At 70.0% G+C, this 22,621-nt stretch carries 23 protein-coding genes; 10 read left to right on the plus strand and 13 right to left on the minus strand.

Annotation, left to right across the window (positions count from 1 at the left end; all coding sequences use genetic code 11):
* Positions 1-13 precede the first annotated feature (13 nt).
* Positions 14-577 carry a regulatory protein RecX gene (locus ACJ8AN_RS34205; protein WP_407759756.1) on the minus strand — a complete coding sequence of 188 codons (564 nt, stop codon included), beginning with the start codon at positions 575-577 and terminating at the stop codon, positions 14-16.
* A 99-nt stretch (positions 578-676) separates the two neighbouring features.
* Entirely contained in the window at positions 677-1,609 is a 933-nt protein-coding gene (locus ACJ8AN_RS34210; RefSeq protein WP_407759757.1) for a transposase, read from the minus strand.
* 261 nt (positions 1,610-1,870) lie between these two features.
* Between ACJ8AN_RS34210 and ACJ8AN_RS34215 the strand changes: the two genes are divergently transcribed.
* Positions 1,871-4,912 carry an SNF2-related protein gene (locus tag ACJ8AN_RS34215; RefSeq protein WP_407759758.1) on the plus strand — a complete coding sequence of 1,014 codons (3,042 nt, stop codon included), beginning with the start codon at positions 1,871-1,873 and terminating at the stop codon, positions 4,910-4,912.
* Positions 4,913-4,985: 73 nt separating this feature from the next.
* Positions 4,986-6,779 carry a YndJ family transporter gene (locus tag ACJ8AN_RS34220; protein ID WP_407759759.1) on the plus strand — a complete coding sequence of 598 codons (1,794 nt, stop codon included), beginning with the start codon at positions 4,986-4,988 and terminating at the stop codon, positions 6,777-6,779.
* Between the two features lie 41 nt (positions 6,780-6,820).
* On the opposite strand, the gene ACJ8AN_RS34225 is transcribed toward ACJ8AN_RS34220, so the two are convergent.
* Positions 6,821-7,219 (minus strand): DoxX family protein, encoded by a 399-nt coding sequence (locus ACJ8AN_RS34225; RefSeq protein ID WP_407759760.1) that lies wholly within the window; start codon positions 7,217-7,219, stop codon positions 6,821-6,823.
* A 90-nt stretch (positions 7,220-7,309) separates the two neighbouring features.
* On the opposite strand from ACJ8AN_RS34225, the gene ACJ8AN_RS34230 reads away from it, so the two are divergent.
* The 5 genes from ACJ8AN_RS34230 to ACJ8AN_RS34250 all read left to right on the plus strand — a co-directional run bounded on the left by ACJ8AN_RS34230 (position 7,310) and on the right by ACJ8AN_RS34250 (position 10,556).
* Positions 7,310-7,864: a hypothetical protein gene (locus ACJ8AN_RS34230; RefSeq protein WP_407759761.1), complete on the plus strand. Its 555-nt coding sequence runs from the start codon at positions 7,310-7,312 to the stop codon at positions 7,862-7,864.
* A 39-nt stretch (positions 7,865-7,903) separates the two neighbouring features.
* Positions 7,904-8,602, plus strand: a complete 699-nt coding sequence (locus ACJ8AN_RS34235; protein ID WP_407759762.1) for a helix-turn-helix transcriptional regulator — start codon at positions 7,904-7,906, stop codon at positions 8,600-8,602.
* A 79-nt stretch (positions 8,603-8,681) separates the two neighbouring features.
* Complete coding sequence (locus ACJ8AN_RS34240; RefSeq protein ID WP_407759763.1) at positions 8,682-9,104, plus strand: SRPBCC family protein; 423 nt, start codon at positions 8,682-8,684, stop codon at positions 9,102-9,104.
* Positions 9,101-9,592 (plus strand): EVE domain-containing protein, encoded by a 492-nt coding sequence (locus tag ACJ8AN_RS34245; protein ID WP_407759764.1) that lies wholly within the window; start codon positions 9,101-9,103, stop codon positions 9,590-9,592. The genes ACJ8AN_RS34240 and ACJ8AN_RS34245 overlap by 4 nt, the downstream gene beginning before the upstream one ends.
* A 4-nt stretch (positions 9,593-9,596) precedes the next feature.
* On the plus strand, positions 9,597-10,556 hold the full coding sequence (locus tag ACJ8AN_RS34250; RefSeq protein WP_407759765.1) for a DUF6624 domain-containing protein: 960 nt from the start codon (positions 9,597-9,599) through the stop codon (positions 10,554-10,556).
* 167 nt (positions 10,557-10,723) lie between these two features.
* On the opposite strand, the gene ACJ8AN_RS34255 is transcribed toward ACJ8AN_RS34250, so the two are convergent.
* Positions 10,724-12,004 (minus strand): aminotransferase class V-fold PLP-dependent enzyme, encoded by a 1,281-nt coding sequence (locus ACJ8AN_RS34255; protein WP_407759766.1) that lies wholly within the window; start codon positions 12,002-12,004, stop codon positions 10,724-10,726.
* Positions 12,005-12,133: 129 nt separating this feature from the next.
* Between ACJ8AN_RS34255 and ACJ8AN_RS34260 the strand changes: the two genes are divergently transcribed.
* Positions 12,134-13,702: a protein adenylyltransferase SelO gene (locus tag ACJ8AN_RS34260; RefSeq protein ID WP_407759767.1), complete on the plus strand. Its 1,569-nt coding sequence runs from the start codon at positions 12,134-12,136 to the stop codon at positions 13,700-13,702.
* A gap of 4 nt (positions 13,703-13,706) precedes the next feature.
* Here the strand turns inward: ACJ8AN_RS34260 and ACJ8AN_RS34265 are convergent, their stop codons facing one another.
* The 5 genes from ACJ8AN_RS34265 to ACJ8AN_RS34285 all read right to left on the minus strand — a co-directional run bounded on the left by ACJ8AN_RS34265 (position 13,707) and on the right by ACJ8AN_RS34285 (position 16,640).
* Entirely contained in the window at positions 13,707-14,441 is a 735-nt protein-coding gene (locus ACJ8AN_RS34265) for an alpha/beta hydrolase (protein ID WP_407759768.1), read from the minus strand.
* Between the two features lie 222 nt (positions 14,442-14,663).
* On the minus strand, positions 14,664-14,927 hold the full coding sequence (locus ACJ8AN_RS34270; RefSeq protein ID WP_407759769.1) for a DUF2188 domain-containing protein: 264 nt from the start codon (positions 14,925-14,927) through the stop codon (positions 14,664-14,666).
* 131 nt (positions 14,928-15,058) lie between these two features.
* Positions 15,059-15,625 (minus strand): hypothetical protein, encoded by a 567-nt coding sequence (locus ACJ8AN_RS34275; protein ID WP_407759770.1) that lies wholly within the window; start codon positions 15,623-15,625, stop codon positions 15,059-15,061.
* A 137-nt stretch (positions 15,626-15,762) separates the two neighbouring features.
* Positions 15,763-16,134 carry an AAA family ATPase gene (locus tag ACJ8AN_RS34280; RefSeq protein ID WP_407759856.1) on the minus strand — a complete coding sequence of 124 codons (372 nt, stop codon included), beginning with the start codon at positions 16,132-16,134 and terminating at the stop codon, positions 15,763-15,765.
* A 65-nt stretch (positions 16,135-16,199) separates the two neighbouring features.
* Positions 16,200-16,640 (minus strand): SRPBCC domain-containing protein, encoded by a 441-nt coding sequence (locus tag ACJ8AN_RS34285; protein WP_407759771.1) that lies wholly within the window; start codon positions 16,638-16,640, stop codon positions 16,200-16,202.
* A 94-nt stretch (positions 16,641-16,734) separates the two neighbouring features.
* Between ACJ8AN_RS34285 and ACJ8AN_RS34290 the strand changes: the two genes are divergently transcribed.
* Positions 16,735-17,067, plus strand: coding sequence for an ArsR/SmtB family transcription factor (locus ACJ8AN_RS34290; RefSeq protein WP_407759772.1), 333 nt, complete (start codon positions 16,735-16,737; stop codon positions 17,065-17,067).
* Positions 17,068-17,121: 54 nt separating this feature from the next.
* Here ACJ8AN_RS34290 and ACJ8AN_RS34295 read toward each other — a convergent pair whose 3' ends face one another.
* The 4 genes from ACJ8AN_RS34295 to ACJ8AN_RS34310 form a co-directional block, all read right to left on the minus strand.
* On the minus strand, positions 17,122-18,537 hold the full coding sequence (locus ACJ8AN_RS34295; protein WP_407759773.1) for an MFS transporter: 1,416 nt from the start codon (positions 18,535-18,537) through the stop codon (positions 17,122-17,124).
* Positions 18,534-18,998 (minus strand): PaaI family thioesterase, encoded by a 465-nt coding sequence (locus tag ACJ8AN_RS34300; protein WP_407759774.1) that lies wholly within the window; start codon positions 18,996-18,998, stop codon positions 18,534-18,536. The genes ACJ8AN_RS34295 and ACJ8AN_RS34300 overlap by 4 nt, the downstream gene beginning before the upstream one ends.
* Positions 18,999-19,226: 228 nt before the next feature.
* Positions 19,227-19,991, minus strand: a complete 765-nt coding sequence (locus tag ACJ8AN_RS34305; RefSeq protein WP_407759775.1) for a hypothetical protein — start codon at positions 19,989-19,991, stop codon at positions 19,227-19,229.
* A gap of 148 nt (positions 19,992-20,139) precedes the next feature.
* The gene (locus ACJ8AN_RS34310) at positions 20,140-20,847 is read right to left on the minus strand and encodes a Coq4 family protein (RefSeq protein WP_407759776.1); all 708 of its coding nucleotides are present in this window, start codon (positions 20,845-20,847) and stop codon (positions 20,140-20,142) included.
* 80 nt (positions 20,848-20,927) lie between these two features.
* On the opposite strand from ACJ8AN_RS34310, the gene ACJ8AN_RS34315 reads away from it, so the two are divergent.
* Entirely contained in the window at positions 20,928-22,592 is a 1,665-nt protein-coding gene (locus tag ACJ8AN_RS34315; RefSeq protein WP_407759777.1) for an isovaleryl-CoA dehydrogenase, read from the plus strand.
* The last annotated feature ends 29 nt before the right edge of the window (positions 22,593-22,621 follow it).

Consider the following 22,621-nt stretch of genomic DNA (forward strand, 5'->3'; position numbering starts at 1 on the left):
CCGGTGGGGGCGGCTACTCGGGCTCGGCGTCGATGATCTTCTTCGCGACGCCGAAGGAGAAGCCGGCCCGGGCCAGCGCGGCGAGGTCCTTCTGCCGGTGGTCCTCGCGGGTCCGCGCATCGCGCCGGAAAGGTCCGAGCCGCTTCTTGCGCGCCCAGATGCGAGCGGCCTCCTCCTCGGAGAGCTCCGCCGTGGCCTCCGCGAGCTTCTGCTGGACGAGCTCCGCGGGCACGCCCTTCATCCGCAGCTTCTGGGCAATCATCCTGGAGCTGCGGCCCGAGGCCCTCAGGGACTGCGCCTTCATCCCGGCGTAGGCACTGTCGTTGATGAGCCCGTTGCGCACGAGCTTGTCCACGAGCGCGTCCACCCACTGGAGGGCCTCGGCACGCTCTCCGCCGTGCACGCGAAGGGAGCGATCCACCCGGCGCATGAGCACGCGCCGGAGCTGGCTCACCGTCGCCGAGTAGCGCTTGAGGTAGTGGAGCGCGGCGTTCTCCAGATAGCGCGCGGACACCTTCCGGGGCTTCTTTCGCGCCCCCTCGGGCTTGCGTTCCTGTACTCGATTGGCCTCGTCCACGGGACCCTGCTTGTAACAGGCCCGTCCGACCCGGGCAGGGAGATTGCGCGCTCGGGTGCTCGGGGGGCGGCTGGCCGAACGGGTGTCGCCGAACGGGTGTCAAAGAGTTCGAGCAACGCGCTCCGGTACGACGCGCGGCGGAAAGGAAAAGAGGGGGAAGCGCGCAGAGAAGTCTCCCTGTAGCCAGCGCGCCGCGGCTTCTCGGAACGCCGCCACGAAAGCACGGTATTGCTCACGCAGTTCCCACAGGGCCTCTCGCCTGGAGGCATGCCCCAGCGGACGAGGACTGCGCTCGAGACGCTCGGGACGGGTATGTGGGTGCTGCGCCTGCACGGCCCTCGCGCCCAGGGCAGGCTTGCCCCGTTCACGGAACTCGGCCTCCACCTCGTGCAACAGCGCCCGTACCGCACGCTGCCGCTCTTCTTCTCCCAAGCCCCGCCAGCACGGCAGTGGCGCCACTTCCAATTCCACCGGCTCCGCACATTCCTCGCCGAAGCGTCCTCCTCCCGCAGCCAACTCTTCGCTCCTCCGCCTGCTCCAACGCTTCGTCCAGTTGAACCACCGAAACTGGCGCCGCGCGGGCCCCAGCAACTGCGGCAGGCACGTGAGGCCCGGCCACTCGCTGCACTTCTCCACCAGGCCCTCCTTCACTCCATGGGCGAGCACGTAGCGCAGTCGCCCTACCAGTGCCGCGTCGTCCAGCACCGGCTCGGCCGAGTAGCGCCTCTCCCAGAAGCCTCCACTCCAATCCACCAGCCGCCCTACCTTCCGAGAGAGGTTGGCGCGCAGGTACTGCATGAAGCCAGCGAGCGCGGCCCCCTGGGCCCACACCAGCAGGTGAAAGTGATTGGAGGCAAAGGTGAAGGCGTGCAGCCGCACGGTGCCGGCGCTCTGCGCCACGGCTCGCGCCAGCACGCCCCCGACCACCTCGTTCACCTCCTGGCTGGGACGCAGCAGCAGCCGGCCCTGGAAGCACCTGGACGTGACGAAGTAGTAGCCCTCCTCGTGAAACATCCTCAGCGGCCAACCCATCCCCACCCCTCCTCGCTGCCGCGGTAACCCGCCAGGCACCTGCACCCCGTAGGCCAGCCACAAGTGGGCAGAAGGACTCGATTACCGGCGGCTCCGCCTGTCTCACCTTCGAGCCACCCAGGTCCCGTTCACGATCGAGTCCTTTGACACCTTCCCTGACACCTTCCCCGAGAGGAGGGAACTCGAGTCCTTTGACACCATCTCGGGAGGCGCGTCCCTTATTTGCGCGGAGCCCTCCGTGGAGATAGGGACAGTGCTCGAATGTCCGTGACCGCGGAGCTACTCGAAACCGTCCGGGAGGAAGCGCGCCCGGACATCTGGTCCACCGGCATGAGCCTGGCGCGGGCAGGCGCCGTCTCGGTGCAATCGGTCGGGCAGGAGGAGGCCGTGCTGCGGGTGCGAGTCACCGGCCGGCCGAACCCGCTCACCACGGTGCTCTACCCGGAGGACGACATCTGGGAGTGTGACTGCCGGGGCCGGGTGGACCCATGCGAGCACGTGGTGGCGGCGGCCCTCATGCTCCACCACACGGTGTCTCAGCGAGCCCCCACACCGCGTGCCCCCGCACAGCCCTCCCCGGCCCGGCCCGCCCTGTCCCGGCCCGCGCCCACCCAGGCCCCCGTGGCCCAGGCCGTCCCGCGCGCGGGAGCCGCGCCGAAGTCCGAGCGCATGGTGTACCGCTTCAAGCGCGTGGACGGAGGGCTGCAGCTCGAGCGACTGCTGGTGCGTCCGGACAACACGGCGCGGCTGTTGGCGCGCAGCCTCGCCTCGCTGCTGACGAACCCGGTGGAGGCGGCGCGGATTCAAGTGGAGCCGTGCGATCTGCTCGCGGACAAGCTGCTGCTCAAACCCACGAGGGGCGCACTTCCCCCCGAGCGGCTCGAGGCGCTGCTGCGCGTGCTGGAGCCCGCGCGCACGGTGCTCTTCGACGGAGTCCTGGTGTCCGTCTCGAGCGAGCCCCTGTTTCCGCGCGTCACCGTGGAGGACCGGGGAGAGCAGACGGTGCTCAAGGTGGAGAAGGACCCGAGCGTCTCCGAGGTTGTCAGCTCCGGGCTCGCGGTGTGTGGGGGCACGCTCCGGAAGCTCGGAGAGCAGTCGCTCACGGGAGCATGGCTGGAGAAACTCCCTCAGGAGCGGACCTTCTCGCCGCAGCAGATGGGGGAGCTCACCGGGAAGGTGCTGCCGGACTTCGCGAGGCGCATGCCGGTGGACGTGCGGAGCCAGCGACTGCCGCCGATCGACCGGACGCTGAAGCCGCGCATCTCGCTGGAGCTCGACCAACTGGACTCGGGCCTGTCGGTGCTGCCGACGCTGGTGTACGGCTCGCCGCCCACGGTGCGAATCGACAACGGGCGCATGGTGTACCTCGAGGGCGCGGTGCCCGTGCGCGACGAGGCCACCGAGCAGAAGCTCATCCACCAATTGCGCGACGAGCTGAACATGGTGCCCGGCCGGCGCGTGACGGTGCAGGGCCCCGAGGCGGTGCAGCTCGCCGACAAGCTGCGGCGCTGGCGAGGAGGCCTCACCGGGGACGCGGCGCGCGTGGTGAGCCCCAACGTACAGCTGCGCCCCCTGCTCTCGCTGGACGCGGATGCCTCACGAACCGGGGTGCCACGGGTGGGCTTCTCGCTCGACTTCCAGGTGGAGGGAGCGGGACCGGGCGCGCCGCGCACGGTGGACGCGGGCGCGGTGATGCGCGCGTGGGAGGAAGGACTGGGCCTGGTGCCGCTGGAAGGCGGAGGATGGGCGCCGCTGCCCACGGCGTGGCTGAAGACGCACGGCCAGCGCGTGGCGGACCTGCTGGCCGCGCGAGGCAAGGACGGACGGCTGGCCAACCATGCCCTGCCGGAGCTCGCCGGCCTGTGCGACGCACTGGAGCACCCTGCCCCGCCCGGGCTCGAGCGGTTGGCGCCGCTGGTGCAGGGCTTCGAGAAACTGCCGGACGTCCAACTCCCCCCGGACCTCACCGCGACGCCGCGCCCCTACCAGTTGCAGGGCATCAGCTGGCTCACCTTCCTGCGGCAGGCGGGGCTCGGGGGCGTGCTCGCGGACGACATGGGCCTGGGCAAGACGCTGCAGACCCTTTGCATCATCGGACCGGGCACACTGGTCGTAGCCCCCACGAGCGTGCTGCCCAACTGGGAGGCGGAGCTCAAGCGCTTCCGTCCCTCGCTGAAGGTCTCGGTCTACCACGGCCCCGGGCGAGCCCTGGACGAGACGGCCGACGTGACGCTCACCACCTACGCGCTGCTGCGCCTGGACGCGGAGGTGCTCGGAGCGAGGACGTGGGACACGGTGGTGCTGGACGAGGCGCAGGCCATCAAGAATCCGGACAGCCAGGTGGCGCGAGCGGCATACGGGCTACAGGCGGGCTTCCGGGTGGCGCTGAGTGGCACGCCCATCGAGAACCGGCTCGAGGAGCTCTGGAGCCTGATGCACTTCACCAACCAGGGGCTGCTCGGGGGGCGCAAAGAGTTCGAGGAGCGGTGGTCGCGGCCCGTCTCGGACAACCAGAAGGGGGCGGCCGAGCGGTTGCGAGCGCGCATCCGTCCCTTCGTGCTGCGCAGGCTCAAGCGGGACGTGGCGCCCGAGCTCCCGCCGCGCACCGAGTCCGTGCTCCACGTCACGCTCACCGAGCGGGAGCGCGCCGTCTACGACGCGGTGTACGCGGCCACGCGCGAGGAGGTGGTGTCGCAGCTGGAGGAGGGAGGCAGCGTCCTCAAGGCGCTCGAGGCGCTGCTGCGGCTGCGTCAGGCGGCGTGCCACCCGGCGCTCGTGCCGGGACAGCAGGCGAAGACGTCCTCCAAGGTGCAGGCGCTGGTCGAGGCGCTCGGCACGGCGGTGGAGGAAGGGCACAAGGCGCTCGTCTTCTCGCAGTGGACGTCGCTGTTGGACCGCATCGAGCCGGCGCTCCAGGAAGCGGGCATCGGGTTCATCCGGCTGGACGGAAGCACGGCCAACCGGGGCGCGGTGGCCGGGTCCTTCCAGGATCCGAAGGGCCCGCCGGTGATGCTCATCTCGCTCAAGGCGGGAGCCACGGGGCTCAACCTCACGGCGGCGGACCACGTGTTCCTCGTGGACCCGTGGTGGAACCCGTCGGTGGAGGCGCAGGCGGCGGACCGGGCGCACCGCATCGGCCAGCAGCGGCCGGTGATGGTGTACCGGCTGGTGTCGCAGGGCACGGTGGAGGAGAAGATCCTCACCCTCCAGGACAAGAAGCGCGCGCTCTTCGAGTCCGCGCTCGGCGGGGCGTCTGGAGCCGCGGCCATCACGCGGGCGGACCTCATGCAGCTGCTCGACTGACACGGGCCCGCCGCCCGGGTCCAGCCGCCGAGCAGGCGAGCCCGGAGACTCACCGGACGGGTATGGTGGGGCCATGATGCGCGTACTGGAAGCCGGACAGGGGCGGGGCGGGCTCCCATACACCGTGGGGGTGCCCCTGCTTGGCTTCGGGCTGTGGGCCACCCTGTTGGCGTGGAGGTGGACCACGGGAGGGTTCCACGAGTTCCTCCTGGCCGAGACGCTCTTCTTGTTGGCGCCGCTCGTGCTCGTCCCGTTGGCCCTCCCGCTCACCTTCGTCCCCGTGCGCACCGGGCGCTCCTCCCGGCTGTCCCGCATGCTCGGAGTCCTCCATCCCATCGGAGCCCTGGGGCTCGTGCTGGCGTTCGTCGTGGAGGCGCTGCCCTGGCAGGCCCGGGTCGCCCTGGGGCTGCCCTATCTGCTCTTCACGGCCTGCGCCGCGCTGCACGGGCTCGTGCGGCTGGCCGGGCGCGGCGCGTTCCTCGTGGAGGAGCTGGCCATTGACGGGGCCCTGCTCTGCCTCCCGGGAGGCGCGGTCTGGGTCCTCACCTGGCTGGGGGACCTCCCACTCCTGGGCTTCCAGGGACTGTGGGTGCTGCTCACCGCCATCCACTTCCACTTCGCGGGCTTCGGGTGCCTGCTCATCGTGGGACTGCTCGGCCGGCTCCTCGCGGCCCACCGCACTTCGGCACCTCGCGCCTGGCGGCTCCATCCGGCCGTCGCCGTGGGGCTGATGGGGGCCTTCCCCCTGCTCGCCGCGGGGATCGCCGGCCACCGTGCCCTCGAGGTGCTCGGCGTGGGGCTCTATGTGCTCCTGCTGCCGCTGCTCGCGGGGCTCCTGCTCGTGGGGGCCGCGAGGGCGGACTCCGGGGGCGCGGGGCGCGGGCTGCTGGCGGGGGCGGCCCTCGCGCTGCTCGGCTCCACCACACTGGCGGGCCTCTGGGGCCTCTTGCGCCCGAGCCTCGTGGCGCTGCCCACCATGCTCCGCTTCCACGGCACGCTGAACGCGGTGGGCTTCGTGGGGCTCGGGCTGCTCGGCCTGCGCTTGCTGCACCCCGTCTCGCGCGCCAACGCGGCGGGAGTGGTGTTCAGCCGGCTGAGCTCCCGCGGGCGGACGGGCCCGCGATTCTTCGAGCGCCTCGCGCCACCGGACGGGCGCCACCCCACGGGCCTCGTGGATGACTTCTCCGAGTACGCACGTCCCGGCTTCGATCCGCTCCGCGTGGCCCCGGAGGTCCGTCGCTTCTATGAGCACACCGCGAGCTACACGTTGTGGGTCGTCCCGGACTGGAAGCCCGGCTTCCGGCTCGGCGGCCGGCTGTGGGGGTGGTTCGCGAGGAGGGTGCAACAGCTCGTCCTCCCGAGCGACACGCGCCTCCAGCGCCACGGGGTGAAGGGCGCCATCGTCGCCGTGGATGACGGAGCGGACGGGCGCGAGCGCGTGCGCGGGTGGATCCGCACCTATGTGAGCGATGGGAGTCCCATCTACGTCGCCGCCTATTCCAGCCACGTGGCCGGCGCGATGCGGTACATGAACATCGCGTTCCCGCTGCCCTTCTCCAACATGACCAGCATCCTGCGGCTCGACCATGACGCGCCGGGGGGCTCGGGGCTGCGGCTCACCTCGTGCGCCCAGGAGGAAGCACCGGGTGGGGACCAGGGCGTGTACCTGGTCAACCCGGTGCTCCCGCTGCGGCTGCCCCTCAACGAGACCATCTGGGTCTGGAGCGCCGAGGGCACTCCGCGCACGGAGCCGCCCTGCGATGACCCGGCGGTGGTGTTGCGGGCCCGGCACGAGATGTGGTTCCTCGGAAGGAAGTACCTGGAGCTGCACTACTTCATCGAGCGCGTCGCCGAGCCCGGCCCGTGAACCGGAGCGGGCGTCCAGTCCCGCCCGCCCCTCGAGCCCATCTAGGCCTTCGCGCCCCTGCGCGCCGCGTCAACGCTCCAGATGCCCGAGCCGTGCGCCGCGATGTAGAGGAACAGGAAGCAGTAGACCGCGGCGAGCTCGCCCTGGTTGATGATGGGGAGGATGTTGCCCTTGGGAAACACGTGCCCCATGAAGTAGGCGAACGCCATGGTGCCGCTCGCGAGGAAGGCCGCGGGCGCGGCGAACAGCCCGATCAGCACGAGCAGGCCGCACACGAGCTCGATGCCGCCCGCGGCGTAGATGATGAACGGCGGCGCCCCGGGAGGCACTCCGCCGAACAGTCCGAAGATTTTCTGGAACCCGTGCAGGCAGAACATGAATCCGGTCATGATTCGGAGCACGGCGTAGATGCGTTCGGCGTGGGGCAGCAGGAATTTCATGAGTCTCTCCAGGCGCAAGGCGTGGCCACGGTAATACGAGGTAATGCGGCGGTAATGCCGCGGATGACGGCCCATGGTACGCAATCACACATGGCCACGATCGCAAGACTCCTGCTTCCGCTGGTGGTGCTGTGCACGGGTTGTACGCTGACGGTGGCCCAGCTCAACCCGTCCCCGAATCTGGACCTCGCCCCCACCGCCCAGAGCCTCTCGCTCGCGATGGAGGAGGCGGTGCGCGACTCCCTGGTCGTCCCCTTCGGCCCCGCGCGGATGGAGGTGAACGACTGGCGGCATAGCCTCGAGCGGGGCTTCACCAACGCCTTCAAGAGCAGCTACGCCCTGGGTACCGGACCCACCGAGCTGACGCTGCAGTTGCTCGAGGTCAACCCCGACCTCGTCTTCGGCAGCGCGGGCGGCGACTACTCCAAGGCCACCGGGCAGATCCGCTACAAGGCCCGCCTGGTGGATGCGCGGGGCCACATCGTCAAGCGCCTCACCGGCACGGCCATCGGGCACAAGGATGCGCTGTCGCGGGACTCCATCCCCCTGGCCCTCCAGAGCGCGGTGGAGACGATGTACGAGGAGATCGCCGCGAACTTCTTCGGCGCCTCGGTGTCGGGGGTGACGCCCTCGGCGACGAACTGAGCCCCTTCGCCTCCCGCCGTTTTCTGTCAGCATGGGGGCATGTCCCGCTCCGAACGGCTCCTGCGGCTGATGCAGGTGCTGCGCCGCTACCGCCAACCCGTCAGCGCCGAGTCCCTCGCCGGGGAGCTCGGCATATCGGTGCGCTCCATCTACCGGGACGTGCAGACGCTGCGCGGCCAGGGCGCCTCCATCGAGGGCGAGGCCGGCGTGGGTTACCTCCTCCGCCCCGGCTTCCTGCTGCCGCCGCTGATGTTCACCGACGAGGAGCTCGAGGCGATGGTGCTCGGCCTGCGGCTGGCCACCGAGCACGGGGATGAGGGGCTCGGCCGGGCCTGCGTGGACGTGGTCGCCAAACTGCGCGCCGTGCTGCCCAGGGACTTGCGCTCACTCGTGGACGACGTGTCGCTGCTGGCGGGCCCCGCGCGCGAGCGCCCACCGGACGGTGTGGACCTCGCGCTCGTCCGCCGAGCCATCCGCGAGCAGCGCAAGGCACTCATCCACTACGCCGACCCGCACGGCGCCCGGAGCTCCCGCACCATCTGGCCCCTGGGCCTCGCCTTCTTCGAGCGCTCGCGCGTCCTCATCTCCTGGTGCGAGACACGGCGGGACTTCCGCAACTTCCGCACCGACCGCATCACCTCGTGGGCCCCGCTCACCGAGCGCATCGGCCGCCCCCGCATCACGCTGCTGCGCGAGTGGCGCGCGCGGGAGTCCATCCCCGAGCCCCAACCCGGGTAAGCGGCTGCTGACAGAAATTGGCAGTACCCCATGAGAGGGTGGCTTCCGTCGGCACGCCGCCGGCACCGAAGGAGCCACCATGCGCCGCTACATCCACGAGACCGTCGTCTCCACGCCCCCCGAGTCACTCTTCCGCGCCATCACCGAGCTCACCCACTGGCCCCGCTGGGATCCGGAGCTCGAGTCCATCGAGCACGACGGTGCGCTGGCCCCGGGCACCCGCTTCTTCCTGACGCCGCGCGGTGGGCCGCGGGTGCGCATGTCCATCGAGAAGGCCGAGGCGCCCTCGTGCTTCAGCGACCTGTCCCACCTGCCGCTGGCCACCCTGCGCACGGTCCACGAGTTCCACCCCGTGCCCGGGGGAGGCACCCGCGTCCGGCTCACCCTGGAGGTCTTCGGGCCGCTGGGCTTCCTCTGGGACCGGCTCCTCGTGAGGAAGCAGGCGGCCGGTGCCGAGGCGCAGACGCGGGCCTTCGTGCGGCACGTGGAGCAGCGCTCATGACGCGCGCCTGGGTGGGAGTCGTCTCGCGGTCCCATGTGATGCGAGGAGTGGAGGGCCACTTCGCGCAGCTGTGCCACGGCAAGCGCCTGCCGCTGGAGCGGATGAGCGTGGGGGACTGGCTCGTGTACTACTCGCCGAAGACGGACATGCACGAGGGCGAGCCGCTCCGGGCCTTCACCGCGCTGGGCCGCGTCCACGGGGAGCGCACGGTGCTCTTCGACATGGGCGGCGGCTTCGTTCCCTACCGCCGGGAGGTGCGCTTCGAGCGCGCCGCGCGCGAGGTGCCCCTGGCGGGCCTGAGCGAGAGCCTCGGCTTCATCCGGAACAACCCCCACTGGGGCATGCTGGCCCGGCGCGGCCACTTCGAGATCAGCCTGGAGGACTTGCACACGATCGCCACCGCCATGGGCATCTCGCTGCCCGCTCCGCTACCATCCCCCGCCCCCGGGCCGGCATCCCGCTGGCCCGAGTCCCCCGCTGGGAGATGACCGAATGAACCGCCTCATCGTGCGGCTCGCCGCCTTGAGCCTGCTGTCCGCGTGTGCCCACTCCGCGTCCTCCGAGACGCCCGCCGCTCCCGCCGCCGCCACCGCTCCGGCGCCCACCGCCCAGGCCCGCGAGCTGGCGAGCCAGGCGGAGGCACTCGCCATGGGTGGGAAGTATGCCGAGGCGCTCCCGCTCTACCGGCAGGCCTGGGCGGGGGGCGTGCGCGACCAGGGCATCCTCTATGACGCCGCCTGCGCCGCGGCGCTCGAGGGCCAGAAGGCCGAGGCCCTCACCTGGCTGGAGCGCGTGGCGGACGCCGGCTTCGCCATGACCGAGCACATGAAGCAGGACCCGGACCTGGCCTCGGTGCGCGAGGACCCGGCCTTCGCCCGCGTGCTGGAGCGCGTGGCCGCCAACGACGCGAAGCTGAACGCGGCGCGGGAGCCGGAGCTGCGCGACGAGCTGCTGCGCATGATGGACGAGGACCAGGTGGCCCGGCGCGCGGCGGGCGCGGCCAACTTCAAGGACACGGCGGCCAACGAGCGCATGAAGGCCATCGACGTGAAGAACACCGCGCGCATGAAGGAAATCCTTGCGCAGGTGGGCTGGCCCACGAAGACGCTGGTGGGCGAGCGGGCCTCGAAGGCCGCGTGGCTCCTGGTGCAGCACGCGGACCTCGACCCGGCCTTCCAGAAGCAGTGCCTGCCGCTGCTGGAGAAGGCCGTGGCCAATGGCGAGGGCTCGGAGAAGGACCTCGCCTACCTGACGGACCGCATCCTGGTGGCCGACGGCAAGCCGCAGCGCTACGGCACCCAGTTCCACACGGTGGACGGCAAGCTGGTGCCCCGCCCCATCGAGGACGAGGCCCACGTGGACGAGCGCCGCGCCTCGGTGGGCCTGGGCACCATGGCCGAGTACACCGAGCAGATGCATCGCATGACCTCCACGATCTCCGGCGGCAAGTAACCCTCTCGATTCTCGGACCTCGGGAGCCGTTGCTCCCGGGTCCATGGACCGCGGCTCGAGCTGCGAAGCGTGGTGTTGTCGTTGGCTGCCTGCAAGCCGCCGAAGGTGTCAGACGACTCGTGGGGGGATGAGGTACCGGAACGAGTCCTTTGACACCTTCACGGGGCTCAGTGCAGCCGGGCGATCTCCGCCACGGCTTCGGCCAGGGCGTCCGCCTCCTCGTGGGTGTTGTAGAACATGAAGGAAGCGCGCACCGCCATGTCCACGCCCAGGGCCTTCAGCAGCGGCTCGGCGTCCAGCTCCCCGGCACGAGCGGCGATGCCCCGGCGATCCAGTTCCTTCTCGACCTCCGTGGGCGGCACCCCCTCCACCGTGAACGACAGCACGGCGATGCGCTCCGTCCCCTCGCCCAGCACGCGCACGCCGGGAATGGCCAACAGTTTCCCAGTGGCATACTCGGTCAGCGCCTTCTCGTAGGCCGCGATGCGCTCCAGGCCCAGGTCCATCCAGTAGTCGATGGCCGGACCCCAGGCGACGACCTCGCCGAACGCGGGCTCCCCGGCCTCGTACTTGTGCGGCAGGGGCTTGGGTTGGATCTTCTCGAAGCTCAACGTCTGGGCCATGGTCGAGCCGCCATCGGCCACTGGCAGTTCCTCCAGCTTGCTCGCGACGCCGTAGAGGAATCCCACGCTCGAGGGCCCTCCCATCTTGTGGCCCGAGCCCGCGTAGAAGTCGCAGCCGATGTCCCGCACGTCCACCGGCATGTGGGGCACGGCCTGCGCCCCGTCCACCAGCACCGGGATGCCTCGGGCATGCGCCAGCTCCGTCATCCGCTTCACCGGGAACACCGTGCCCGTGACGTTCGACACATGGGAGACGGCCACGATGCGGGTGCGCGGACCGAGGAGCTGCTCGAAGCGCGCCAGGTCGATCTCGCCCGAGGCCGTGACGGGCACCACCCTCAGCGTCGCGCCGCTGTCCTCACAGGCCATCTGCCAGGGAATGGCGTTGGAGGCATGCTCCGCCATGGTGATGAGCACCTCGTCACCCGGGCCCAGCCGCGAGCGCTCGAAGGCGCGGGAAATCAGGTTCAGCGCCTCGGTGGAGCCTCGGGTGAAGATGATCTCCCGGGGCTCGGCCGCGTTGATGAGCCGGGCCACCTTGGCCCGCACCTCCTCGAACACCTGCGTGGCGTGCTTGCTGAGCGAATGCCCCTCCTCCACCTTCGCGTACTCCTCGGCGTACAGGGCGCGCATCCGATCGATCATCACCTGGGGTTTCTGACTCGTCGCCGCGCTGTCCAGGTATACGAGCGGCAGGCCATTCATACGCCGCTGCAGCATCGGGAAGTCCCGGCGGATGCGCTCGACGTCCAGCTCCCTATTGTCCCGCGGAACAGTCTTGTCTTCCGATTCCCCGGCCTCGGTGGGATGAAGTGTCTCGTCCATTGTTCCGCCTCTTTGACTCGAGTGAATGGTGGAAAGATGGGCATTTCGAAAGTGGACTGATCCGCCCGCCCACTCACCGTGCGGCCAGACGTCTTGCATCAGCGGCTCCCCCCTTACATCCATTAGGACATGCCTCACTTCACTTCCCGCTTCATCGACTCGACCCCTGGAGATCCGCTCGCGAACGGGGGGCCCCGCCAGGTGCAGGGCGCGCTCTGGTCAAAGGTCCAGCCCACCCCGGTCCCGGCCCCGAGGCTGATCGCCCTCTCTCCCGAGGTGGTGCGGTTGCTCGGACTGGACGAGGCTGCCCTGCGCGCCACCGAGTGGGTGCGGGTGCTCGCGGGCAACGCGCTGTGGCCGGGCATGGTGCCGTACTCGGCCAACTACGGCGGACACCAGTTCGGCCATTGGGCGGGCCAACTGGGGGATGGGCGCGCCATCGTGCTGGGTGAATTGGTGGCGCCCGATGGCAAGCGCCACGAGTTGCAGCTCAAGGGGGCGGGCCGGACGCCCTACTCGCGCCGGGCCGATGGGCGCGCGGTGCTGCGCTCGTCCATCCGGGAGTTCCTGTGCAGCGAGGCCATGCACCACCTGGGCGTGCCCACCACCCGGGCGCTATCGCTCGTGGCCACCGGAGAGCAGGTCATCCGGGACATGTTCTACGACGGGCACCCCGAGGCCGAGCCCGGTGCCATCGTCTGCCGCGTCGCGCCGAGCTTCCTGCGCTTCGGCAACTTCGAGCTGTGCACCCGCCGGGGTGACGTGGAGCTGCTCGGGAAGCTGGCGCACTACACGGTGACGCACTTCTTCCCGGAGCTCGGCGCGCCGTCGAAGGACACGTACGCCGCCTTCTTCAACGAGGTGGCGCGGCGCACCGCGAGGCTCATCGCGCATTGGCAGGCGGTGGGCTTCGTGCACGGCGTCATGAACACCGACAACATGTCCATCCTCGGCCTCACCATCGACTACGGCCCCTATGGCTGGCTCGACGACTTCGACCCGGGATGGACGCCGAACACCACGGACGCCGAGCAGCGCCGCTACCGGTATGGCAACCAGCCCGCCATCGGCATGTGGAATGTCGAGCGGCTCGGCAGGGCGCTGCTGCCGCTGCTCGAGGGCGATGAAGCCCTGCTCGAGGCGGGGCTGCGCGAGTACGAGCGGACCTTCGAGACGGAGCTGGCGGCCCGGTTCGCGGCGAAGCTGGGGCTCACCTCGCTCGAGGACGCAGCCGACTTCGAGCTGGTGAACACGTGCTTCGCGTGGCTCGCGGCGGAGGAGACGGACATGACGCTCTTCTTCCGCGGCCTGTCTCGCGTGGTGACCGGGCCGGCGGCCCCAGGCGAGCTCCCGGCCGTGCTGCGCGAGGCCTTCTACGGCGAGGTCCCCGAGGCCCACCGGGCCCAGGGCCTCCAATGGCTGACAACCTGGTGGCAGCGCACGCGGCGCGAAGCCGTGCCCCCCGCCGAGCTGGCGCGCCGGATGGACGCGGTGAATCCGAAGTACGTGTTGCGCAACTACCTCGCGCAGGAGGCGATCGACGCCGCCCACGCGGGCGATGACTCGAAGGTGCACGAGCTGCTCGACGTGATGCGGCGGCCCTACGACGAGCAACCGGGGCGCGAGGCCTACGCGGCCCGGCGGCCCGATTGGGCGAGGTCCAGGCCGGGATGCTCGGCGCTCTCGTGCAGCTCCTGAGGGCTCAGTGGACCGTGCCCTCCAGCCACCAGCGCACGGCCTCGCGCATCATGTCCGCGGGGACGACGTGCGGGCCCTCGAACTCGTGGTAGCTCACGTCGTAGCCGGCGCGCTCGAACACGCGCACCAACCGGCGGCTGCACCGGTCGATGGGGAGCACCCGGTCCTGGGTGCCATGGCTCATGAAGATGCGCGGCCTGCCGATCTGCCGGGGCGGCACCGCGAAGCCCGGGGAGAAGGCGATGATGTGCCGGAACAGGTCGCCATTGCCGAGCCCCAGTGAGAGCGCGTACGAGGCTCCGTCGGAGAAGCCTCCGATGGCCACCCGCGCGGGGTCCACCGCGTAGTGCTCGAAGGCGTGCGCGAGCGCCTCGTCGATGGCGCGCACGTCCGGCCCGAAGTCCTCCACGATGACATCCCAGGTAGCGCCCTGGGAGCCCGGGGCCACGAGGATCAGGTTCGCCTCATCGGCCAGGGGCCGGAGCAGGTCCAAGCCGTGCCGGGCCGAGCCCCCCGCTCCATGGAGCATCACCGCGAGCGCTGCGGGGTGCTCGGGCCGGTAGCTGGAGGGCACGTAGATGACACCATCGTGTCCGAGGCTCACGCCGAGAGGGTGCATGCCCACCGGGGCGCCCCCGGTCCGCGGAGTGGTTGCCGGGTGCGCCCGTAGACGCCCCGAGCGAGCGGATTGCCAGGACTCGTCCTGCCTTCCCTCGTCCTCCTTCTCCCTGTTGCTCATTCGCTCGGCCTCCAGGAGGCCCACCCCGGGAGCAGGAGGCTCCAGGGCGGCCGGACCGCACATGGCGCACGGTCACGCATCCCTTCCGAAGACAATCTGGGGTCGGCCGGGTCCATGAGGACGACCCCTGGCTTTCGTGAAAGCCGGAGCGCTTGCCCCGTCAGGCCGTACAAGACGAGCGCCTGCACGCACGCCTGCTTCGCGTCCCACGGGCGTTCCCCCTCAGGGGCCCTCGCCGTCACCGAACCAGGATTCTTCTTCCACACCGTCCAGGTAGCGCACGACGAGGCCCGCGGGCTTGTGCTGGTGCGCCAGCTTGCGCCCACGGTGGATGGCCTGGGTCACGTTGGGATACCGGTCGAGGTGACGGCTGCCCTCGAGCCGGACGTACCAACCCCGGCCATCCACGGCGACAATCACCCACCGTTGGCCAGGGGCTGCCGCGACCTCACGTTGCTCGCTCTCTTTCCGAATCGCCAGGCTCATGACAGCAAGCTGGCACCGAGGGGCGGAAGCGGCATTGTCCTCCGGATCAGCGCCGGTGGAACGCGAGCGCCATGACGCGGTCCGGCGCACGGGGCGCTGCCAGAGCGTCCACGTGCGCCGGTATTCCGGTCTTAGTGGCCCGTGCTGCCGCCAGAGCCAGAACCACCCGTGCCGCCGCTGGAGCCAGAACCACCCGTGCCGCCGCTGGAGCCAGTCCCCGGATTCACGGAGCCGGAGCCGCCGGAGCCGGTGCCGCCAGTATCCGAGCCACCCACGCTGCCGGAGCCCGTGCCGCTGCCACCCGTGCCGCCGATATCGCCGGAGCCCGTGCCGCTACCACCCGTGCCGCCCAGGTCGCCGCCAGTGCCCGTGCCGCCGCCGCCCACGCTGCCGGAGCCCGTTCCGCCGCCGCCCACGCTGCCGGAGCCCGTTCCGCCCGTGCCGCCGATGTCGCCGGAGCCCGTTCCTCCCGTGCCGCCGATATCGCCGGAGCCCGTTCCTCCCGTGCCACCGCCCGTGGTGCTACCTCCGCCCGTGGAGCCTCCCGTCGTCGTTCCACCTCCGGTGGTGGAGCCGCCCTGGGTCGTATTGGTCCCGCTCGTTCCCTGATTCCCGGCGCCGCCCGCGCCCTTACACCCCACGCCGAAGAGCAGAGCCGCGGACAACGCGCCGATCACCACAGCCTTGATGTGCCTCATGACCGTTCCTCCAGTTGGACCTCACCAGAGGTTAGATACGGCTCACGCAGCGCAGCATTGGACGTGAATACAGGTACCCCCGCGTTCGGCATGCGAGGGCCGATTCGCCTGAGCGGCCTGCGACGGGGCGAGCGTGGTCATGCCGCCCGATGGAGGGCGTGCCCGCCACGAACAATCTGCTCGCGACCGCTGCCCGGCGCCAGCGAGCCGCCGACATTCCGCCGCGGGCCGTAGAATGAAGCCTGGCGCTGACGGCTGCATGAACACCCGGCCACGGTGCTGAAGAGCGGGTGGGTGTCCGAGACCTCGTTGTCGCGATAGGCGCCGATGACCAGCGAATGATGGGTCGCCAGGTCCGACAGCAGCCGCTCCATCAGTTGGAGCGAGGGGAGGTCCGCCCACTGCGAGTCATCCAGGAAGATGACGAGCGGATGCTCGGGCGCGGCGACCGTCCGCACGAAGCTCTCGAAGGAGAAGTTGAAGCGGTTGCGCGTCTCGGCGGGCGGCAGCCCGGGGAGCCGGGTACGCTCCCCGGTCCGTCACCGCCCGTCAGCGCCGCGCCACCGGGACCGCGCTAGTAGAGGAACGAGCGCAGGTTCGTCCCCTGCTCCACGAACACCTTCATGCACAGGAGCATCTGCGACCAGCCCATGCAGTTGCCGTAGGAGCTCTTGAGGCCCTCCGGTGTCTTGCGCCATCCCGACTCGCTGATGCGCACCAGCGTCGCGTCGCCGCCGACCGGCTCGAACTCCATCCGGACCCGGGTGTGGTAGTCGCCATCGCCGGCCTTCCACTCGAGCTCGATGAAGCGATGGCGCTCCACCTTGCGCACGTGCACGGGGAACGCGCCGGGAAAGTCGGCGAAGTCCCACGTGACCGTCGTCCCCTCGTCGAGCGGACCACTCGCTCCGTTGGTCGTGAAGTAGCCGCTCAGCTTCTTCGGGTTGTAGACCGCGTCGAAGACCTCGGCAACCGGCTTCGCGATCTTCGCGTGGACCTGAAACGTGAGGTCCATCTCGCCCCCCGCTGCTGACGTCGCGCCTTGCTCGTGCCCCATGACATGCCTCCACGAATTGACCTTCACCGTCAATATGTTATAACTTTATAACATGTCAAGCGGTGACGATCACGACGCGATCTTCAAAGCACTGGGGGACTCCCGGCGGCGCGCGATGCTCGACCTGCTCAAGACGCAGCCGCGGACGACGGGGGAGCTCGCCGACCACTTCCCGGAGCTGGATCGCACCACGGTGATGCAGCACCTCGGCGTGCTCGAGAAGGCGGGGCTCGTCATCGTGAAGCGGCGGGGCCGGCACCGCTGGAACTATTTCAATCCGCTCCCCATCAAGGAGATCCACGACCGGTGGATCAGCCGGTACGCGGCGGGCGCGGTGGAGCTGCTCGCGCGCTTGAAGTCGGACCTGGAGGAGGAGCCCGAGTAGGCGCGCGATGCCGCGGTAGAGGGGCGCTCCCATCCACGAAGAGCTCGGGGAGGGTCATGCCGTCGAATGGCGTGTCACCCGGGACGGGTTCACCCCGAGGCTCAACAGGGCCGCGCACAGCGACAGCACGGCCGCGGCCAGCCACACGTGCCCGAAGGCGGCCCGCAGCGCGTCGCCCACCGCCCCGCCCACCAGTGCCACCAGCAGGCTGACGCCGAGCGCCATCCCGACCTGGCGGCTCATGTTGACGATCGCGCTGCCCGTGGCGGTCCGCGCCGGAGGGAGCTCGACGGTGGCCGAGGCCAGCAGCGTGGGAAAGGCGAGGCCCACCCCCACCCCGGCCAGCATCCAGCCCGGCAGCAATCCCGTCACGTAGTCCGGCGCGGCTCCCGCAGACACCCTGCAGAGGGCCGGGCCCACCGCGCAGAACACGCAGCCCGCGGCCGCGAGCCACCCGGCCTCCACCCGGCGCGAGAGCCGCTGGGCGACGCTGGCGAACAGGGGAACCATCAGCGGGCCGGGGGAAATCGACAGGCCCGTGCGCAGGGCCGAGAACCGCCAGACCTCCTGCATCCACAGGATGCTGGTCAGCAGGTTGGCGGCGAACGCCACGCTGAATACGAACGCGCTGAGATTGGCCCACGCGAAGGTCCGCACCCGGAGCAATGCGGGCTCGACGACCGGCGCGGGATGCCCGCCCGAGCGCCACCAGAACCACGCTCCCGCGAGGACGCAAACCAGGAGCGACACACCCGTGCGCCCATCGCTCCAGCCCCACTCCTGCACCTTGACGAGCGCGAGCGAGAGCGCCCCCACCGCTACGCCGAGCAGCCCCGCGCCGGGCAGATCCGGCAGGGGACCGCGTGCGGCCTCCCTCGAGTCCGGGATGACGCGGACGGCGGCGAGGAGCGCGGCGATGCCCACGGGCAGGTTCACCAGGAACACCCATTGCCACGACAGCTCGACGAGCAGCCCTCCCGCGACGGGCCCGGCCGCGGCCGCCAGCGAACCGACCGCCGCCCAGATGCGGACCGCCCGCGTCCGCCCCTCCGGGGGCGTGGCGTTGAGCAGGAGCCCGAGGCTCGTGGGAGTCAGCAGCGCCGCGCCCACCGCTTGCGCCATGCGCGAGAAGACGAGGATCCACAGCCCGGTGCTCGCCGCACAGGCGGCGCTCGCGGCGGTGAACAGGCCGAGCCCCAGCAGGAACCCGGCCTTGCGTCCGAACCGGTCGGCCAGACGCCCGAGCGGAATGAGCAGCGCCGCATAGGCGATGGCGTACCCGTTGAGCACCCAGCTCAGGTCCGCCAGCGAGGCCCCGGGGAAGCTCCGGCCCATGTGCTCGAACGCGACGTTGACGATGAAGAGATCCAGGCTGGCCAGGAACGCGGCCACCGACAGCACCGCGAGCACGGCCCCCGCGCGCACCTCGCGCGAGCCCCGCGCTCCCACGACAGACGAGGTGGCCGTCATCGCCCGCGCGCCTCATCGCCGCGGAGGACCATGCACGAGCTGTACACCTTGGCCACGAGGCTGCCCTTCTCGTCCTCCACGTCGCACTCGATCAGCCCGAGCGTTCGCGTCCGCTTGACCACGCGCCCGGTCGCCCGGAGGCGCGCGTTCCAGATGGGCTTGAAGAACTTCGACGTGAGGTCCAGCGTGGTGAAGCTCTCCTCGTCCTCGAGGGTGGTGGCCATGGACGCGCCCATGGCCAGATCGGCCAGGTCGCAGATCACCCCTCCGTGGAGCGTCCCCATGGGGTTGGCGTGGCGCTCCGAGGCATTCAGCTCGATGACGACCCGGCCCGGCTCGACGCGGGTGAGCTCGAGCCCCAGCAGCTTGGCGATCGGCGGCGGGGGCACCTCTCCCCGGAGCATTCGCTCCAGGTCCTGGAGGTGCCGCGTGTTCTTGGGAGCGGAGACTCGGCCGTTCATGACTTCTCCTCGTGCAGGCGCACGCCAGGGGGCATCACCCGGGCTGCATACCCGGGCGCCCTTGCCATATTATGACCATAATATGGAATGGCCGGCGTTTCCAGGGAATCGTCCCCGAGGGTGGTTGCGCCCCCGGGTGACGCCCCTGCTGCGAGTCCACGCTCCTCTGGAGGCTTACGAGACGGCCCGCCTCACCGCCGGGCGGGGCCTCGGAGCGGCGGCCTGCTCTCAGCGGGGCATCGCCCCCGGGGTGCGCCTGAAGAACATCACACGGCTCGCGAGCGCCTTCGCCGGGCTCACCGAGACGCCGCGCCGCACCGCGCGCAGCGCCCAGAGATAGCCCAGCGTCAGGACCGCCAGCACCCCGCCCAGGGAGTAGATGACCGGCGTGGCGAACTCATGCGCCATGAGGGGCAGGAGCAGCAGGAAGTACCCCACGTCGGCCCCCACCAGCACCGCCGAGCCCAGCAGCATGGACTGTCCCTGGGCGCTCCGCCGCGACCACAGCAGGGGCAGCAACAACGTGCTCGACAGGATCTCCGTGAGCGCGAAGTTGATCAGGAAGAGCGGATCCTCCAGCACGCTGTAGACGAACCAGAACAGCACCACCACGCCCCCCTGCAGGGCCACGTACACCAGCACGTACTGCGCCTGTGTCAGCATGGGGAACAACTCCTTCCGGCTGTATTTGAGCGTCTGGTAATGCACCACCAACTCCAGCAGGGTGAAGACGAGCAGCGCCACCCAGAAGAGCTTGAACAGCCAGTGCCCCACGCCATGGAACCAGTAGTCGTACTTCGCCACGAAGAAGAGGTCGTGAGCGAAGAAATACATGTTGGCGAAGAGGGGGATGGAGTGGGTCTTGTCCCGGAAGCCAAGCCGGATGGCTTCTCCATACATGAGGAAGGCGCCGACCAGGACCACGATGCCGCTGGCGAGGATGATCGCCGTCTTCGCATCGATGTTGTTGAGGACCTCTTGAATCGAATACATGGAGCCCAACCCCTTGCTCACCAGGGGCTGTGTCGCCCCTGTTGACGCCTACTCTGACGATTCCCCGCCGGGCAGGCTGTGAGGGTGCTCACGGGTCCGGCGTGAAGTGCGTCACACCGGCCTCGCGGCTTGGAGGAGCTCCCCTCGCTCAGTTCCACTCCCGCGCGGGGGCGATGAGCTGCTCGCGCATCAGCGCCACCGGGGTCTCCCAGTGGTGCTCCCACCGGAAGCTGGCGAACTGGCGCGAGTCGGCGCCGCGCCGGAACGCGGCCCACAACCGCCGGACATACACCGCCGCATTGAAGCCGGGGATGTGCTGGGGCAGCTCCCTCGCCGTGTTGAGGAGGATGATCAACGAGGTGCGCAGGTGGAGGTTACCCAGAGAGAAGGCCTGCACCTCCATCTCACCCATGACGTCCGTATCGTAGCCGGTCATCAGGTGGATGAAGTCGTGCGTCTCGCGCAGGCGCTTGGCGAGGTACTGGGCGTCGTTCTTCGGCGGGCTGAGCGTCTCGATGGGCTGAAGGCCCTTCGCCCGGTAGTAGCTCGCGAACGTGTGACCGAACGTTCCCGGCGGCAGCTTCTCCAGCGCTTCCAGGTTCAGCTCCGAGCCGCTCAGCGAGGGCTTGTCGGCGAGCAGCCGGCGGCCCTCCTCATGGCGGGAGAACTGGCGGGCGAGCTCCGCGCACCGGCCAATCTCGACGCTGTCGTAGAACACGGCGCCGAAGGCTGGATTCGTGGGCTCCACCTTCAGCACCTGGAGGGTCCGCAGGCCCACCCGCAGGCGGGTGAGCAGCGAGGGGTTCTCGGGGAGGAGGGGGAGCGGGGGGCGGCTCGCGGAGGTCTGGAGTTGCATGGGGGAAGGTTGCCTCGGATGGGGCATTCCTGGCCAGGGCCCGGCCTCCAGGAACCGGGCAATCTGCTAGGAACGCGCCCATGAACGAACACCGCTCCGTCACCGAAGGCTTCCTCACGCACCAGGTCACGAACCAGGCCCCGCCGCTCATTTATGACGCCTGGGCGACGGACACGGTGTTGCGAGAGGCCGTCACCCGGGAAGGGGGCGGCTGGGCGGAGGCCGAGCTCGCGAAGTACGGCCCCCTCGTCGGCGGTGAGCTCATGCAGCTCGGGTTCGTGGCCAACGAGAACAAGCCGAAGTTCCGGCCGTTCGACCGGTACGGCAACCGCCTGGACGAGGTGGAGTTCCACCCCGCCTACCACCGCCTCATGGAGCTGGGCATCGCCCATGGCGTGCCCAACTTCGCCTGGCGCCACGAGGACAAGCCCGGTGCCCATGTGGCCCGCATGGCGCTGTTCTATCTGCACAACCAGGCCGATCAGGGCACGAGCTGCCCCCTGACGATGACCTACGCCAGCGTGCCCACGCTGCGCCGCCAGCCCGAGCTCGCCAGGGAATGGCTGCCCCGCGTGAGCTCGGCCACCTATGACCCGCGCTTCATCCCCGCGGCCCAGAAGCACGGCGCCACGCTCGGCATGGGCATGACGGAGAAGCAGGGCGGCTCGGATGTGCGGTCGAACACCACGCGCGCACATCCGCTCGGGAGCCGGGGCGCCGGACAGCCCTATGCGCTCGTCGGCCACCAGTGGTTCTTCTCGGCGCCCATGAGCGATGCGTTCCTCGTGCTCGCGCAGGCCGAGGGCGGGTTGTCGTGCTTCCTGCTGCCGCGCTTCACGCCGGACGGCGAGCGCAATGCCATCCGCATCCAGCGCCTCAAGGACAAGCTCGGCGACTGGAGCAACGCCAGCTCCGAGGTCGAGTTCCAGGGCGCCACCGCGTGGATGGTGGGCGAGGAAGGCCGCGGCATCGCCACCATTCTCGAGATGGTGGCCCTCACGCGCCAGGACTGCATGATCGGTTCGAGCGGCCAGATGCGTCAGGCGCTCGTGCAGGCCATCCACCATGCACGGCACCGCAAGGCCTTCGGCAAGCGGCTGATTGAACAACCGCTGATGATGAACGTGCTCGCGGACCTGGCGCTCGAATCGGAAGCGCATACCGTGCTCACCGCGCGCGTGGCCCGGGCCGTCGATGCCAACCACCGGGATGCGAAGGAAGCGGCCTTCGGCCGTATCGCGACGGCCATCGGCAAGTACTGGGTGTGCAAGCGCACGCCCGTCTTCATCAACGAGGCCCAGGAGTGCCTCGGCGGTGCCGGCTACGTCGAGGAGTCCAACCTCGCGAGGCTGTACCGGCAGGCCCCGCTGAACTCCATCTGGGAGGGGAGCGGCAACATCCAGTGCCTCGACATGCTGCGCGCGGCCACCCGCGAGCCGGCCAGCCGCGACGCCCTGTTCGCGGAGCTCCTCGCCGCCCGGGGTGGGCATCCGGCGCTCGATGCCGAAGCCGCGCGCCTGGCGAAGGAGTTCGATGACCTGAGCACGCTCGAGGTGCGCTCCCGGTTCATCGTCGAGCGCCTCGCCCTGGCGCTCCAGGCCTCCCTGCTCCTGCGCGCTGGCAACACCCAGGTCGCGGACACCTTCTGCGAGTCCCGTCTGGCCGGTGCGCATGGGCAGACGCTCGGTACGCTTCCGGCCCATGCTCCGATGCATGCGCTCATCCAGCGTGCCTTCGCGGAATGATTCCACGTATCGACAGGCCCGGACCCGGC

Origin of the sequence: Archangium sp. (genome assembly GCF_045802675.1) — a bacterium.
GTDB lineage: Bacteria > Myxococcota > Myxococcia > Myxococcales > Myxococcaceae > Archangium.